This window comes from Micromonospora sp. DT53 (assembly GCF_049841535.1).
Taxonomy (GTDB): Bacteria; Actinomycetota; Actinomycetes; order Mycobacteriales; family Micromonosporaceae; genus Micromonospora.
The window spans coordinates 163,922-177,733 of the sequence record NZ_JBNCKM010000012.1 but is presented as its reverse complement, the minus strand read 5'-3'; the positions used below and the strand labels follow the sequence as shown (position 1 = coordinate 177,733).

The 13,812-nt window shown below is 71.7% G+C and carries 13 protein-coding genes; 7 read left to right on the top strand and 6 right to left on the bottom strand.

The window, feature by feature from the left end; all coding sequences use genetic code 11:
* Positions 1–2 precede the first annotated feature (2 nt).
* The 6 genes from ACLQ3B_RS30565 to ACLQ3B_RS30540 all read left to right on the top strand — a co-directional run bounded on the left by ACLQ3B_RS30565 (position 3) and on the right by ACLQ3B_RS30540 (position 5,349).
* A complete protein-coding gene (locus ACLQ3B_RS30565; protein ID WP_425784143.1) occupies positions 3–1,163 on the top strand; it encodes a glycosyltransferase family 4 protein in 1,161 nt (386 codons plus the stop codon).
* An 81-nt stretch (positions 1,164–1,244) separates the two neighbouring features.
* Positions 1,245–1,748 carry a hypothetical protein gene (locus ACLQ3B_RS30560; RefSeq protein WP_425784142.1) on the top strand — a complete coding sequence of 168 codons (504 nt, stop codon included), beginning with the start codon at positions 1,245–1,247 and terminating at the stop codon, positions 1,746–1,748.
* A 150-nt stretch (positions 1,749–1,898) separates the two neighbouring features.
* A complete protein-coding gene (pdxS, locus tag ACLQ3B_RS30555; protein ID WP_425784141.1) occupies positions 1,899–2,816 on the top strand; it encodes a pyridoxal 5'-phosphate synthase lyase subunit PdxS in 918 nt (305 codons plus the stop codon).
* 127 nt (positions 2,817–2,943) lie between these two features.
* Complete coding sequence (gene pdxT, locus ACLQ3B_RS30550; RefSeq protein WP_425784140.1) at positions 2,944–3,549, top strand: pyridoxal 5'-phosphate synthase glutaminase subunit PdxT; 606 nt, start codon at positions 2,944–2,946, stop codon at positions 3,547–3,549.
* A 284-nt stretch (positions 3,550–3,833) separates the two neighbouring features.
* A complete protein-coding gene (locus ACLQ3B_RS30545; RefSeq protein ID WP_425784139.1) occupies positions 3,834–4,586 on the top strand; it encodes a YebC/PmpR family DNA-binding transcriptional regulator in 753 nt (250 codons plus the stop codon).
* A gap of 148 nt (positions 4,587–4,734) precedes the next feature.
* Positions 4,735–5,349: a DUF402 domain-containing protein gene (locus tag ACLQ3B_RS30540; RefSeq protein WP_425784138.1), complete on the top strand. Its 615-nt coding sequence runs from the start codon at positions 4,735–4,737 to the stop codon at positions 5,347–5,349.
* Positions 5,350–5,361: 12 nt separating this feature from the next.
* Here the strand turns inward: ACLQ3B_RS30540 and ACLQ3B_RS30535 are convergent, their stop codons facing one another.
* A complete protein-coding gene (locus ACLQ3B_RS30535) occupies positions 5,362–6,375 on the bottom strand; it encodes an RICIN domain-containing protein (RefSeq protein WP_425784137.1) in 1,014 nt (337 codons plus the stop codon).
* Between the two features lie 253 nt (positions 6,376–6,628).
* On the opposite strand from ACLQ3B_RS30535, the gene ACLQ3B_RS30530 reads away from it, so the two are divergent.
* Entirely contained in the window at positions 6,629–7,657 is a 1,029-nt protein-coding gene (locus ACLQ3B_RS30530) for a helix-turn-helix domain-containing protein (protein ID WP_425784136.1), read from the top strand.
* 74 nt (positions 7,658–7,731) lie between these two features.
* Here ACLQ3B_RS30530 and ACLQ3B_RS30525 read toward each other — a convergent pair whose 3' ends face one another.
* From ACLQ3B_RS30525 to ACLQ3B_RS30505, 5 genes are all read right to left on the bottom strand, one after another.
* Positions 7,732–9,546, bottom strand: coding sequence for a carbohydrate binding domain-containing protein (locus ACLQ3B_RS30525; protein WP_425784135.1), 1,815 nt, complete (start codon positions 9,544–9,546; stop codon positions 7,732–7,734).
* 178 nt (positions 9,547–9,724) lie between these two features.
* A complete protein-coding gene (locus ACLQ3B_RS30520) occupies positions 9,725–10,786 on the bottom strand; it encodes an ABC transporter permease (RefSeq protein WP_425784134.1) in 1,062 nt (353 codons plus the stop codon).
* Entirely contained in the window at positions 10,783–11,676 is an 894-nt protein-coding gene (locus ACLQ3B_RS30515; RefSeq protein WP_425784133.1) for an ABC transporter ATP-binding protein, read from the bottom strand. Before ACLQ3B_RS30515 ends, ACLQ3B_RS30520 begins: the two co-directional genes overlap by 4 nt.
* Positions 11,677–11,757: 81 nt before the next feature.
* Complete coding sequence (locus tag ACLQ3B_RS30510) at positions 11,758–12,474, bottom strand: response regulator (protein ID WP_425784132.1); 717 nt, start codon at positions 12,472–12,474, stop codon at positions 11,758–11,760.
* Positions 12,471–13,805: a sensor histidine kinase gene (locus ACLQ3B_RS30505; protein WP_425784131.1), complete on the bottom strand. Its 1,335-nt coding sequence runs from the start codon at positions 13,803–13,805 to the stop codon at positions 12,471–12,473. Before ACLQ3B_RS30505 ends, ACLQ3B_RS30510 begins: the two co-directional genes overlap by 4 nt.
* Positions 13,806–13,812: the final 7 nt, after the last annotated feature.

The following is a 13,812-nucleotide window of genomic DNA, read 5'->3' as shown; positions in this document are numbered from 1 at the left end:
GCATGCGGATCGGCATCGTGTGCCCGTACTCCTTCGACGTCCCCGGTGGGGTGCAGAACCACGTCATGGACCTCGCCGAGGCGCTGATCGCGCTGGGCCACGAGGTCAGCGTGCTCGCGCCGGCTGACGAGGATTCGCCGTTGCCGGATTACGTGGTGTCCGCCGGGCGTGCCGTTCCGCTGCCGTACAACGGTTCGGTGGCCCGGATCGCGTTCGGCCCGGTGTCGACCGCCCGGGTGCGGCGGTGGATCACCAACGGCGATTTCGACGTGCTGCACGTGCACGAGCCGCTCACGCTGAGCCTGTCGCTGCTGGCCGTGCTCTCCGCCCGTGGCCCGGTGGTGGCGACGTTCCACACCGCGATGACCCGGTCGCGGGTCCTCGCCGCCGCGCAGGGTGTGCTCCAGATCGTGTTGGAGCGGATCACGGCCCGGATCGCGGTGAGCGCGCTGGCCCGCAAGGTGCAGGTCGAGCACATGGACGGCGGCGCGGTGGAGATCCCCAACGGGGTGGCGGTGGCCAAGTTCGCCGACGCCGAGTCGTTGCCGGGCTGGCCGGGGGAGTGCGGGGTCGGCACCGGTGGCACGCTCGGATTCCTGGGCCGGTTCACCGAGGCTCGCAAGGGCTTCCCGGTGCTGCGCGACGCGTTCGTGGCGTTGGCCGCCACCCGGCCCGGTCTGCGGTTGCTCGTCGCCGGCCCGGGTGACCCCGACGACCTGTATGACCAGTTCCCCGCCGAGTTGCACGAGCGGATAACGTTCCTCGGCCTGGTCAGCGAAGCGGACAAGGCGCGGATGCTGCGCAGTGCGCACCTCTACGTCGCACCGAACACCGGCGGCGAGTCGTTCGGCATGATCCTCACCGAGGCCCTGGCGGCGGGTACGACGGTGGTCGCCAGTGACCTGGACGCGTTCCGGCGGGTCCTCGACGGCGGGCGGGCCGGTCGGCTCTTTCCCACCGGTGACCCGCTAGGGCTGCGGGACGTGCTGAGTGAGCTGCTCGACGACCCGGCCGGTCGGGCCACGCTGAGTGCCTGCGGCGATCAGGTGGTCGCGAATTTCGACTGGCCGGTGGTTGCTCGGCGCGTTCTGGAGGTATACGCAGCGGCGATCGAGGCAACCGACGGGCGGGTCATCGACCAGGAATGGGTGGGGCTGGGCTGAGCCGGTGTGACGGATGGTGCGGTGGTGACCGGCGGGGCCGGTCCGGCCGCGCCCAATCGGACGAAACGGAGCAGCACTACGATGCCGCACATGTGGTGGGTGGTGGCCGGAAGCGTGGTCGTGGGACTGGTCGCGGCGTACCTCATCTGGACCGCCGGCCGGGTCGAGCGGCTGCAGGGCCGGGCGGAGCTGGCAGCCCGGGCCCTCGACGCCCACCTGCTGCGCCGCGCGGCGGCAGCCGCGGTCCTGGCTGAGCGGCGTTTCGGCGTCGAGCTGTACGCGGCGGCCCGGATCGCCCTGGACGCCAGCCCGGACGAGCGGGAGGCGGCGGAGAACGACCTCACCCGGCAGCTGCGCGGCGTCCAGTTGGACGCGGACGACCCGAACTGCGCGGCGGTCATCGCCGCGAGTCGTCGGCTCGCGTTGTCCCGGCAGGTGCACACCGACCTGGTCCGGGACGCCCGTTCGGCGCGGAGCCGGCCGCTGGTGCGGCTGTTGCGGATGGGGCGGGGCCGGCAGTGGCCGCGCTACTTCGACATCGACGACCCGACCCTCGTCGTCCCGGCGGACGTCCCCGCCGCCTGATCTTCGACCGTCGCCGTGACCCCAGCGCCGGGCCGGTGACCAGGGCCACAGTGCAGGCCACCGGGGGTCTGATTGGCTGTCGGTACGGCGTTGCACCGCGCGTAGCATTTTCGCTGCCACCCCCAGAGCACGTCCAAGGAGCGATGACCCGTGCCCGAAAACACCGTCTCGAACGCCGGTACCGCCCCCGTCGTCGGCACCGCCCGCGTGAAGCGCGGCATGGCCGAGATGCTCAAGGGCGGCGTGATCATGGACGTCGTCAACGCCGAGCAGGCCAAGATCGCTGAGGACGCCGGCGCGGTCGCGGTGATGGCCCTGGAGCGGGTGCCCGCCGACATCCGCGCGCAGGGCGGGGTGTCCCGGATGAGCGACCCCGACATGATCGACGGGATCATCGAGGCGGTCTCCATCCCGGTGATGGCCAAGGCCCGCATCGGTCACTTCGTGGAGGCGCGGATCCTCCAGTCGCTCGGCGTGGACTACGTCGACGAGTCCGAGGTGCTGACCCCGGCCGACTACGCGAACCACATCGACAAGTGGGCCTTCACCGTGCCCTTCGTCTGTGGCGCGACGAACCTGGGCGAGGCGCTGCGCCGGATCACCGAGGGCGCGGCGATGATCCGTTCCAAGGGCGAGGCGGGCACCGGTGACGTCTCCAACGCCACCACCCACATGCGGAAGATCCGCCAGGAGATCCGCCGGCTCTCCTCGCTGCCGGCCGACGAGCTGTACGTCGCGGCCAAGGAGCTGCAGGCCCCGTACGAGCTGGTCAAGGAGGTCGCCGAGAGCGGCAAGCTGCCGGTGGTGCTGTTCACCGCTGGCGGGATCGCCACTCCCGCGGACGCGGCGATGATGATGCAGCTCGGCGCGGAGGGCGTCTTCGTCGGCTCCGGCATCTTCAAGGCGGGCAACCCGGCTCAGCGGGCCGCCGCCATCGTCAAGGCGACCACCTTCCACGACGACCCGGACGTGCTGGCCAAGGTCTCCCGGGGTCTCGGCGAGGCGATGGTCGGCATCAACGTCGACGAGATCCCGCAGCCGCACCGCCTGGCCGAGCGTGGCTGGTGAGCGCGAGGAGTGAGCCGCTCTTGCGAGCCCCGCAGTCGCGAGGGATAGGAGGGTTGGTGAGCGCGAGGAGTGAGCCGCTCTTGCGAGCCCCGCAGTCGCGAGGGATAGAAGGGCTGGTGAGGGACACGTGGCCGTACCCGTGATCGGTGTGCTCGCGCTCCAGGGCGACGTCCGCGAGCACGTGGCGGCGCTGGCCGCGGCGGGCGCGGACGCCCGCCCGGTCCGCCGTCAGGCGGAGCTGGACCTGGTCGACGGCCTGGTCGTCCCGGGCGGCGAGTCCACCACCATCAGCAAGCTCACCGACATCTTCGAGATGCGTGAGCCGATCGACAAGCGGATCGCCGACGGCATGCCGGTCTACGGCTCCTGCGCCGGCATGATCATGTTGGCGACCGAGGTGCTCGACGGCCGACCCGATCAGCGGGGTTTCGCCGGCATCGACATGACCGTGCGGCGCAACGCGTTCGGCCGGCAGGTCGACTCGTTCGAGGCGCCGGTGACCGTCGCCGGTGTGCCGGGGGAGCCGTTCCACGCGGTGTTCATCCGTGCGCCGTGGGTCGAGCGGGTCGGTGCCGGCGTCCAGGTCATCGGGGTGGTGACCGGCGGCCCGGCCGCCGACCGGATCGTGGCGGTCCGACAGGGCAACCTGGTGGCCACCTCGTTTCACCCGGAGCTCACCGGCGACCTGCGGGTGCACGCGTACTTCGTGGACCTGGTCCGCGCCGCTTCCTGACGGCGGGCGACCGCGCCGGGCTGTCCATGATGCTCGCCGCGGTCGTGGCCGTGGCCGTGGCCCGGTTTGTCTCATCTGCCCTGGTCCGTCGGGGCCGGGCCACCTTGCCGCGCGCGGTGCATGACAGCGACCCGGGGGACGTCGGTAGGATTGCGGAGATTCGGCAGGGCCATCTGCCCGCCACGGCTTCCACCAGAGCTGACCGGCACCTCCGCGTGCGCCGGCGGGAGCGGGGCGTGAGCGGTGCGGTCGATGCAGACGGCGGGTAGCAACGGAGGTAGAAGATGTCCGGCCACTCAAAGTGGGCGACGACCAAGCACAAGAAGGCCGTCATCGACGCCAAGCGCGGCAAGATGTTCGCCAAGCTGATCAAGAACGTCGAGGTGGCCGCACGAATCGGCGGCGGCGACCCCACCGGCAATCCGACGCTCTACGACGCCATCCAGAAGGCGAAGAAGAGCTCGGTGCCGAACGACAACATCGACCGCGCGGTCAAGCGTGGCTCCGGCCTGGAAGCCGGCGGCGCCGACTGGCAGACGATCATGTATGAGGGGTACGGCCCGAGTGGCGTGGCCATGCTCATCGAGTGCCTCACGGACAACCGCAACCGCGCGGCGACCGAGGTACGCACCGCGCTGACCCGCAACGGCGGCTCGCTCGCCGACGCCGGCTCGGTGTCGTACATGTTCTCCCGCAAGGGCGTGGTGATCGTCCCCAAGGAGGGCACCAGCGAGGACGACGTGATGTTGGCCGTCCTGGACGCCGGCGCCGAAGAGGTCAACGACATCGGCGAGGCGTACGAGGTGGTGTCCGAGCCGACCGACCTGATCCCGGTGCGGACGGCCTTGCAGGACGCCGGCATCGAGTACGAGTCGGCCGAGTCGTCCCTGATCCCCAGCGTCAACGTGCCGCTTGACGAAGAGGGCGCGCGCAAGATCTTCAAGCTGATCGACGTCCTGGAGGACTGCGACGACGTCCAGAACGTCTACGCCAACTTCGACGTCAGCGACGACGTCATGGCAGCCGTAGACGCCTAACCCACCCCACGTCCACGCCCCCGCCTCACCGCGATCTTGCACTTTCTGTTGACGACATGCCGCAAGTGACCCGGTCTGTCGGGTCAGAAAGTGCAAGATCGCGGTGAGGGTGGGGTTGGGCTGTGTGTGGGGAGGGGTCGGTGTGGTGGTGCAGCGGTTTGCTACCGGTGACGCCGTGGTACGGCGTGAGGTGCTCCGAGGCGAGGTCTGGTTCGGTTGCCCGACGATCTGCGTCGAGGACTCGCCCGACCTGCTCGCCCTCTATGTCCCACCGGGGGCCGAGTTCGGCTTCCCGGAGACCGGCGTGTTCCCGTGCGGGCGGCACCCGTGGGAGGCGGCGGGGCAACGCTCCTGGTCCGGTCACGGCAAGCTGATGCTGCACCGCCCCGGTGAGGCGCACTCGATAGACGTGTTCTGGACCGGGCCGGGGCGCGACTTCGCCGGCTGGTACTTCAACCTCCAGGACCCGGTGCGGCGGACGTCGATCGGGGTGGACACCCTGGACCACGAACTCGACCTGTGGTGGGCCGCGGACGCCGATCGGTACGTCTGGAAGGACGTGGAGATGTTCGCCCAGCGCCTCGTCGAGGGGCGCTACCCGGGCATGGGGGACGCCATCCAGGCCGAGGGTGACCGGATCGCCGCCCTGCTCGACGGGGGTGAGCGGTGGTGGGACCCGGCGTGGGCCGCCTGGCAGCCCGACCCCGCCTGGACGGCGCCACAGTTGCCCGCCGGCTGGGATCAGGTGCCGCCCGCGCGCTGAGCGGCGCCGTCGTCAGTTCCCGGGCAGCGCGTCGACCAGGAACACCTGATCCGGGCCGCCGGTGCACGGCTCGACCAACGCCGCGTCCGACACCTCGCTGTCGTCGTCGCGCAGGCCGAGGCACAACTCGCTGCGGTCGGGCCGGATGCGGTACGCGTCGGGCACCGTTCCGGTCGGTTCGAAGTGGAACACCTGCTTCGGCCTGTCCGCGCTGCAGTCCTTCTCGTTCCAGGGTTCGAGCAGGTTCCGGCCGGGGTCCTCGTCGCGGACGGTGAGGCAGCCCTTCCCGAGCACCGGGTGGACCCAGTGGATGAAGAACATTCCGTCGGCCACCGGTTCCAGCGAGGTGTCCGGTGGGGTGGCCTCCGTGCAGGGCCGCTGGACCGCTATCTCCTTGGTGTATTGGCCGGTGCGGTCGCGCCCCTCGGTGAGACAGAGGTGCGGGCTGCGGACGGGGCGGATCTGGCTGCGCCCCGCGCTCGGGGTACGGGCAGCACCGGCCGTCGACGCGGTCGGATCGGTGGGTTGCCCGGCCCGTCCCCGCTCGTCGTCGCGGCGCTCGATCCAGAAGCCCACGCCGAGCGCGGCCAGCAGCGCGGCGACGACGAGCAGCGCCAGTGGCGCGGGCCGCGCGAACCACCGTGGCCGGGCCGGGCCGGAGCGCTGCGGGGCCACTGTCGTGACCTCGTCGACAGGCGGTGGGGCCGATGCCGGCGGTCGGTCCGGTGTCGACGATGGCGGGGCGATCTGACCCGCCGCGAGGCGGTGCCAGGCCCGTAGCCACGTTTCCACCTGATCGTCCGCACCGCACGCCCGCACGAAGGCGGCCACCACCTCGGGTCGCGGCAGGCTGGACCGGCGCAGGATGTCGGCGGCGGTGCTGCGGGCCAGCACGTCACCGGCGGCTGCGGCGCGCTGCTCCAGTTGCCGGTATGTCAGCCGCGACCGGTCCTTGAGCTCGCGCAACATCTCGATGAACTCGGCTGAGTCGGCCGCCTCGTCCGGTCGTAGCTCCCCGGTGGTCATCGCACGATTCTCCAGACACCGCGCAGGCGAAGGCAAGCGGGTCCGGGCGACTGTCCGAGGTGGTCGGACAAGATCCGGACATGGGCCTGTGAGCTGCCCGGACAGGGCAGCGCGGCGACCAGGGCATTGTCCTCGCCCACCGGCTTATCTAGCGTCTTTTCTCGATGGCCGCGCCGCTGATGCGGTGTACGGCCGACGGGCTCGCGCCGGTGCCGGTCCGGGCTCGGCCACATCAACGACACGGGGAGATTCGATGGATGACGCTGACCGGGATCCGGTGCCGCAGGTGGCCACGGCGGGGGAGTACGTGGCGCTGCTCAGGGACGTGCGGCGGCGTTCCGGCCTGACCTATCGGGAACTCGCCCGGCGCGCCTCGGCGGCCGGACACTGGCTGCCACCGAGCACACTCGCCACGATGCTGGGCCGGACGACGCTGCCCCGGGAGCGCACCGTCGTCGCGCTGCTGGCCGCCTGTGGGACGCCGGAGGCAGAGGTCGAGCGGTGGCTGGAGATGCGGCGGGACCTTGAGGCCTGCCTCGGCGAGCGCGGTCGAGGGGAGAGCGACGCGGATCGAACCCCTGCCGGCCCGTCCACGACCGCCCCGGCGACCATCCCTCCGAGCGTCGGCGCGGTTCCGCCGCGATTCAGGGCGCCGTGGCCGGCCCGTCGCTGGCTTCGGCTGGCGCTGCTGGCGGTGCTGGGCGTCCTGACGGTCGGGGCGTCCGGGGCGCTGCGACCTCTCGCCCCTCCCACGGCGGGCAGTTCGCCGACCGATGGCTGCCCGGCGGTGCTCCGCCAGGGCATGTACGGCCCGTGCGTGCTGACCCTCCAGGAACACCTGATGGCGGACGGACTCAGCGTGCTGGTCGACGGCTGGTTCGGCCCGGACACCACCAGCCGGGTGATGGTGTTCCAGGCGTTCGGCGGCCTGCCGGTCAGTGGCACCGCGGACGAGCGGTTGTTCGACGAGTTGGCGGGCGATCGGAAGGTGCCCGCCACCTGGCCGGAGGACCAGATCGGCAAGCACCTGCGGCGGACGTTCCCGGAGGATCCGGCCGGGGCGGTGCGGGTGGCGCGTTGCCTGTCCGGACTGGACCCGTACCGGGTGGAGGTCGTCGAGGACGGGTCGCGGCGCTGGGGGTTGTTCCAGCTCAGCGACGTGGAGGTGTCCCGGTTCCGCGTCGACCACCGGACGGCTCTGGATCCGGACTGGAGTATCCGGGCCGCACGCGAGATCTGGTCTCGAACCGGCGACTTCAGCCGCTGGGGCTGTGCGACGTAGCGGTCACGCGTGATGCTCCCCGCCCGGTCCACGAACCGGACGGGGAGCCTCCCCCCGTTACACCGATCGACGACTCACGGACGCAGGCGGTTGGCGAACACGTACGCGCCCACCGAACGTCCGGTGGCGAGCCCGGCGTCGGCGTCGAACCGGTAGTGCACGCCGAGGTAGATCCGGCTCATCGCGTTCTCCTCTGCGGCGTGGTCGAAGCCGGTCATGTGCCGGACCACGTCCACGGCGTGCGGGTCGTCGGTGGTGGCGTCGAAGGCGATCGCATCCGTGCCGAAGAACCGCTTCATCACCGCCGACCAGGCCCCGGCGAAGGTGGCGTGCCCGGAGATGTAGGCCGGGAAGGCCGGTGTGTACGGCACCCCCTCGCGGGTCTTCGACAGCGGCTGCCAACCACTGCCCTCGGTCGCCTCGATGGCGGTCACCGGCCGCCACAGGTCGATCGACGTCTGGTACTTGGCGTCCCAGGCGGCGATGGCGGCGTCGGCGAGGGAGAGGGCGACAAGCCCGAAGAGCCGGGCGTTGGCCAAGATGCCGAGCTTGCGTTGCTCGGACACGATCCGGGTGTGCGTGAACAGTTGACCCGGCGGCTTGTACGTGCCCCCCAGGTCGTTGGCCCAGAAGAACGCTATCTGCGTCTGGTCGTCGGTCCGTAGCGCCGACACCCGACCGCCGTAGTCGCGGACCTCCCGTACCTGGGTGCGGTATTCCTGCTTGTCGAGCAGGTTGTCGTAGTCGGTGGCGCCGGCCGGGAGACCGGGCCGGAACTGCTGGCCCGAGGTGAGCGCGAACGGCGTGACGAGTCCCCAGTTCGGGCTGACCGCCGCCTTGTTGTTGGTCGGCCGCCACGAGCCGGGTACGCCGTCCAGTCGGTACGGCGGGTCGTTCTCCTTGTCGGAGCCGTCGTTGGCGCGGGCCTGGAGGTTGGCGGCGGCCGCCGCCGCACCCACCGCCTCACCGCGCGCCTCCTCGGCGTCGTTCACACCGGACGGCCGGCGCCCGACGGCGTCGTTGAGGGCGTTGGTGAAGGAACGACCGTGTCGGGTGTACAGGGCGGTCAGCACGTCGTACGCGGCCCGGTCGATGGCCGCGTGCAGGGACGGCGCCACGACGTTGTCCATGGTGCCCGGGTAACTGACCGGCACCCGTACCCGATAGGGGTTGCCCACTCCGGTGACCGAGACGGCGGCGTCGTGCATCGCCGCGTGCAGGATGGCCGCCTCCCGCGACGAGGTGGTGGGTGGCAGGTCCAGCGCCCGGTAGGTGGCCAGCAGGACGCCGTTCCAGTACAGGATCGGGTCGGTGGCCGGGTCCACGGCCAGCGGGGTGAGCGAGATGTTGTCCAGCCGGACCGTCGAGGCGGCCTGACCGCCGAAGTGGAACAGCAGCACCGCCTTCGGGTCGCCGAACGGGGACGTGAAGTCGAAGGTGAACCGCCGCGTCGTGGGCGTGAGCGCGACGCTCTGGTCGACGGCGGAGGTGAAGGGCGTGTCCGCCCGGGAGACCGAGACGCGCAGGGAACGGTTGACGTCGGCGGAGGCGTCGAACTGCAACCGGTACGGCTGCGCGGCCGTCACCCCGAACTCGAAGTGACCGACCAGGTCCTCCCAGACCGGCTTGCCGACCGTCGCGCTGGTGCGGACGCGCAGTTGCCCGGCGTTGACCGTCGTGCTGGTCGAGGCGAGCCGGGTCCACCAGGGCTGGGTGCTGCCGTTGTCGAACGTGCCGTTGAGGATGAGGTCACCCGCGGCGGCGGCGGCCGGCGCGGGCCGGACGAGGGCCGTGAGGGTGCTGGCGAGGGCGACCGCGAGCACCACGCTGAGCAGGCGGCGGAGTTGCCGTGTGAAGTCGTAGTGCCGTGGGCTGATCGGTGGGGACATCGAGAGCCTTTCCGGTCCGGAAACCGGCGACGACCAGGTCGTTGCCGGGAGGATCGGCTCACCGTAGGAACGTTTTCGCTGTTCGCGGCCACCGAACAGCGCTCGGAACCGTGCCGCACGACAGCGGGCGCCGGCGTCCGATCAGGACACCGACGCCCGCGCGGGCGAACCGTCGTGTTCAGCCGATGGTCTCCCGCTCCCGCCAGGCGGTACGCAGCGAGGTCCGGCCGTTGGTGCGCAGGAGCGACCCCTCGTACACCCGGGCCCCGGCGAGGAGGAACGCGCCGGCGGCGAGCAGCAGGATGACCAGCGAGACGATCGGCTCCCATCCGGCCGCGTCGCCGGTGAACAGGCGCAGCGGCATGGCGGTGGGCGACGAGAACGGCAGGTAGGACAGTACCCGCATCGCTGTGGCGTTGTCGTTCAGGAAGATCACCGCGAAGAACGGCAGCATGACGGCGAGCTGCACCGGCGTCGACACGGCGGCGATGTCCTCCTGCCGGTTGGCCAGCGCGCCGGCCGCCGCCCACATGGCGGCGAGCAGCACGAAACCGATCAGGAAGAACGGCACGAACCAGCCGATCGCCGGGGCGAGCAGGGTGAGGAGACCTCCGCTGTCGCCGATCTGCAGCCCGAGCACCGCCACCACCGCGATCAGGGCGATCTGCGCGAACGCCAGGATGGCCCCGGCCACCACCTTCCCGGCCAGCAGCGCCCGGACCGGCACGGCGGCGACCAGGATCTCCACGATGCGTGTCTGCTTCTCCTCGATGACGCTCTGCGCGATCTGCACACCGAACGTCTGCGAGGTGATGAAGAAGACGAACGCGAAGACGAACGGCACCAGGAACGCCACCACCGGATCGACCGCGTCCGGGTCGAGCAGGCGGACGGTCGGCTGGGTGCTAAGGGCCTTCACCACGTCGTCCGGGGCGTCGTCCATGGCCAGGACGGCCGGTCCGGCGACCACCGCGGCGTCCACGTCGTCGTCGCGGACGGCCTGCTCGGCGGCCCGGTCGTCGGGGACGACCCGGACCTCCAGCCCGGCGGCGCGCAGCGGCGCGGCCAAGCTCTCGGTCGCTGCCACTGTGGACGGCCCGCCGGAGAACAGCGGCGGCAGGATGGTGCCCGCCGCGGCGATCAGCAGGAAGAACAGGGTGCCGAACAGGAAGGTGCGGTCGCGGAGCTTGACCCGGATCTCGCGTTCGGCGACCAGCCGGGTGGCCTGGGTGACGTTCACTGGGTGACCTCTCGGAAGATCTCGGTGAGCGAGGGGCTGACCGGGCGGAAGGCGCGGACCGGGCCGCGCGCGAGGGCCGCCCGCAGCACGGGCTGTTCGTCGGTGCCGGCCGGCAGGTCGAAGACCACGCGCGCGCCGTCCAGCTCGACCACTGTCACCCCGGGGTGGTCGCGTACCCAGCCGGCGTCGTGTTCCACGACCAGCTCGTAGCGGGGCACGGTGTACGAGTCGCGCAGTTGTCGCCGGCTGCCGGCGGCCCGGATCACCCCGTCCCCGATGATCACCAGGTCGTCGCAGAGGCGCTCCACGACGTCGAGCTGGTGACTGGAGAAGAGCACCGGCGCGCCGGCCGCGGCCCGTTCCCGCAACACGGCCACGACGGTCTCCACGGCCAGCGGGTCGAGGCCGGAGAACGGTTCGTCGAGCACCAGCACCTCGGGGTCGTGCACCAGCGCGGCGGCGATCTGGGCGCGCTGCTGGTTGCCCAGCGACAGCGTCTCCAGCAGGTCGTCGCCGCGCTCACCGAGCCCGACCCGGTCCAGCAGCGCGTCGGTGGAACGCCGTGCCGCGGCGGCGTCCAACCCGTGCAGCCGGCCCAGGTAGGTCACCTGCTCGCGGGTGGTCATCTTGGGGTAGAGGCCCCGTTCCTCCGGCATGTAGCCGAAGCGCCGACGGTCCTGCCGGGTCAGCGTCGTGCCGCCCCAGCTCACCTCGCCGGCGTCGGGGGCGAGGACACCCAGGATGATCCGCATGGTGGTGGTCTTGCCGGCGCCGTTGGCGCCCACGAAACCGGTCATCCGGCCGGCGGCCACCTCGAAGGACACGTTCCTGAGCACCTGACGGTCGCCGAAGCTGCGGTCGACGCCGTCGAGGCGAAGCGTTCTGGTCACGCACCCACGCTAGATCGGGTACGCCGCCGCGCCGTCCGCCCGACGGGTGAGTGGGCGGGTCCACCTCGCGGCGGACGCCTGTCACCCGCCGGGCCGGACCACCCCGTTCTCGTACGCGAACACCACGGCCTGCACCCGGTCGCGCAGGCCGAGTTTGGCCAGTACGCGACTCACGTGCGTCTTCACCGTCGCCTCGCCCAGGTGGATGGTCGCGGCGATCTCCGCGTTGCTCGAACCGGCGGCGAGCAGCATCAGCACCTCCCGTTCCCGCGGGGTCAGCCCGGCCAGCGCGGCATCGGCGTCCGGGCCTCGGTGGGCGGTGCCGGTCGGGTCGCCGGGTCGGGCGAAGGTGGAGATCACCCGCCGCGTGATCTCCGGGGCGAGCAGACCGTCGCCCCTGGCCAGCACCCGGATCGCCTCGACCAGCTCCTCCGGCGTGCCGTTCTTGAGCAGGAAGCCGCTGGCCCCGGCCCGCAGCGCCGCGAACAGGTAGTCGTCGCGGTCGAAGGTCGTGAGGATCAGCACGGCGGGCGCCCCGGGGCCGTCGGCGACGATCTGCCGGGTGGCCTCCAGGCCGTCCATCCCGGGCATCTCCACATCCATGAGTACGACGTCGGGGCGGGTGGCTCGGGTCATGCTGACGGCCCGTTCGCCGTCGGCGGCCTCACCGACCACCTCGATGTCGTCCTCCACCTCGAGGATGACCCGGAAGCCGGTACGGACGAGGTGCTGGTCGTCGGCGAGTAGTACCCGGACCGTCGGGCCGGCGTCGGGTACGTGCTGGGCGGCGGCGCTCATGCCGCAGGCTCCGCGTCGACCGCCTGGTGCCTGTCGCTCGGCTCCCGCTGCGGTGTCACCGGGCGGGCCTTTGCCGCCGCGAGGGGGAAGCGGGCGCGTACCCGCCATCCGCCGCCGGCCCGCGGCCCGGCCTCCAGGTCGCCGTCGTGGGCGGTGACCCGTTCGCGCATCCCGATCAGGCCCAACCCGACCGGGTCGGCCCGGCCGCCGCCCCGCCCGTCGTCGGTCACGTCGACCTCCACCTCCCGGGCCAGGTACCGCACCCGCACGTCCAGCAGGGCCGCGTCGGCGTGCTTCAGGGTGTTGGTCACCGCCTCCTGCGTGACCCGGTAGGCGGTCTGGGAGACCGAGTCGGGCAACGCGACCGGGTCGCCGTACACCCCGAGGGTGGCCGTCAGCCCGGCGGCCCGGGCCCGCTCGACCAGCTCGTCGATCCGCTCGACGCCGCCGGCCACCGGCGGCGCGGCGTCGGTGCCGGTGGAGGTCCGCAGCACGCCGAGCATTCGACGCAGCTCGTCGACGGCGGTGCGGGCGCTCTGCTCGATGGCGGTCAGTGCCGTGCGGGCCTTGCCCGGGTCGCGGTCGAACACCCGGCGGCAGGCGGAGGCCTGCACGCCCATCACCGACACGTGGTGGGCGACGACGTCGTGCAGCTCCCGGGCGATCCGGACCCGTTCGCCGAGCACCGCCCGTTCCCGGGCCTCGGTCTGCGACCGGCGCAGGTCCTCGGCCTGGGCGCGCAGCTCGTGCTCACGGCGCGCGGCCACCCAGGCGGTCTCACCGAAGAAGTACGCGAAACCGAAGACCAGCACGTTGAGCAGCACGCCGTTGACCATCGCGGCGAGCACCGGTGGCACCGGCCCGACCGCGTCGGCGAAGGCCGTCGCGGGGATGTGATCGATCATCACCGCGTAGTAGACCCCGAGCCAGGCGAACATCGTGGCGATCACGCCGATCCGCAGCCGGCGGGACAGTTGGCGGTCCTGCCCCCAGGCGCCGACCGTGTAGAGGGCGCAGAACAGGGCCCAGGAGGAGAACTGGGTCTCCGGGGCCGAGCGGGCCTGCGCGGCGATGAACACCACCGCGACGACCAGCAGGGTCGCGGTCGGCCAGCGTCGTCGAAAGATCAGCGGCAGGGTCACCGCGACGCTCCAGAACAGCTGCTCCGGCCCGGACGGCGGTGGGCCCAGCAGGAACGCCCCGGTGCTGCGGGCCAGGGTCAGACTCACCAACGCCAACCCGGTCATCCCCAGGCCGATCCAGAGGTCGTTTCGGCGCTGCTCCGCCGTTGGACCCGGACGACGCCATTCGTCACGCTGTGCCACGGTCATCCAGGAA

Excerpts from the sequence above, each read along its gene's own strand:
- ACLQ3B_RS30565 (WP_425784143.1), top strand. The coding sequence starts at position 3 with ATGCGGATCGGCATCGTGTGCCCGTACTCCTTCGACGTCCCCGGTGGG.
- ACLQ3B_RS30560 (WP_425784142.1), top strand. The coding sequence starts at position 1,245 with ATGCCGCACATGTGGTGGGTGGTGGCCGGAAGCGTGGTCGTGGGACTG.
- ACLQ3B_RS30545 (WP_425784139.1), top strand. The coding sequence starts at position 3,834 with ATGTCCGGCCACTCAAAGTGGGCGACGACCAAGCACAAGAAGGCCGTC.
- ACLQ3B_RS30535 (WP_425784137.1), bottom strand. The coding sequence starts at position 6,375 with ATGACCACCGGGGAGCTACGACCGGACGAGGCGGCCGACTCAGCCGAG.
- ACLQ3B_RS30530 (WP_425784136.1), top strand. The coding sequence starts at position 6,629 with ATGGATGACGCTGACCGGGATCCGGTGCCGCAGGTGGCCACGGCGGGG.
- ACLQ3B_RS30525 (WP_425784135.1), bottom strand. The coding sequence starts at position 9,546 with ATGTCCCCACCGATCAGCCCACGGCACTACGACTTCACACGGCAACTC.
- ACLQ3B_RS30510 (WP_425784132.1), bottom strand. The coding sequence starts at position 12,474 with ATGAGCGCCGCCGCCCAGCACGTACCCGACGCCGGCCCGACGGTCCGG.
- ACLQ3B_RS30505 (WP_425784131.1), bottom strand. The coding sequence starts at position 13,805 with ATGACCGTGGCACAGCGTGACGAATGGCGTCGTCCGGGTCCAACGGCG.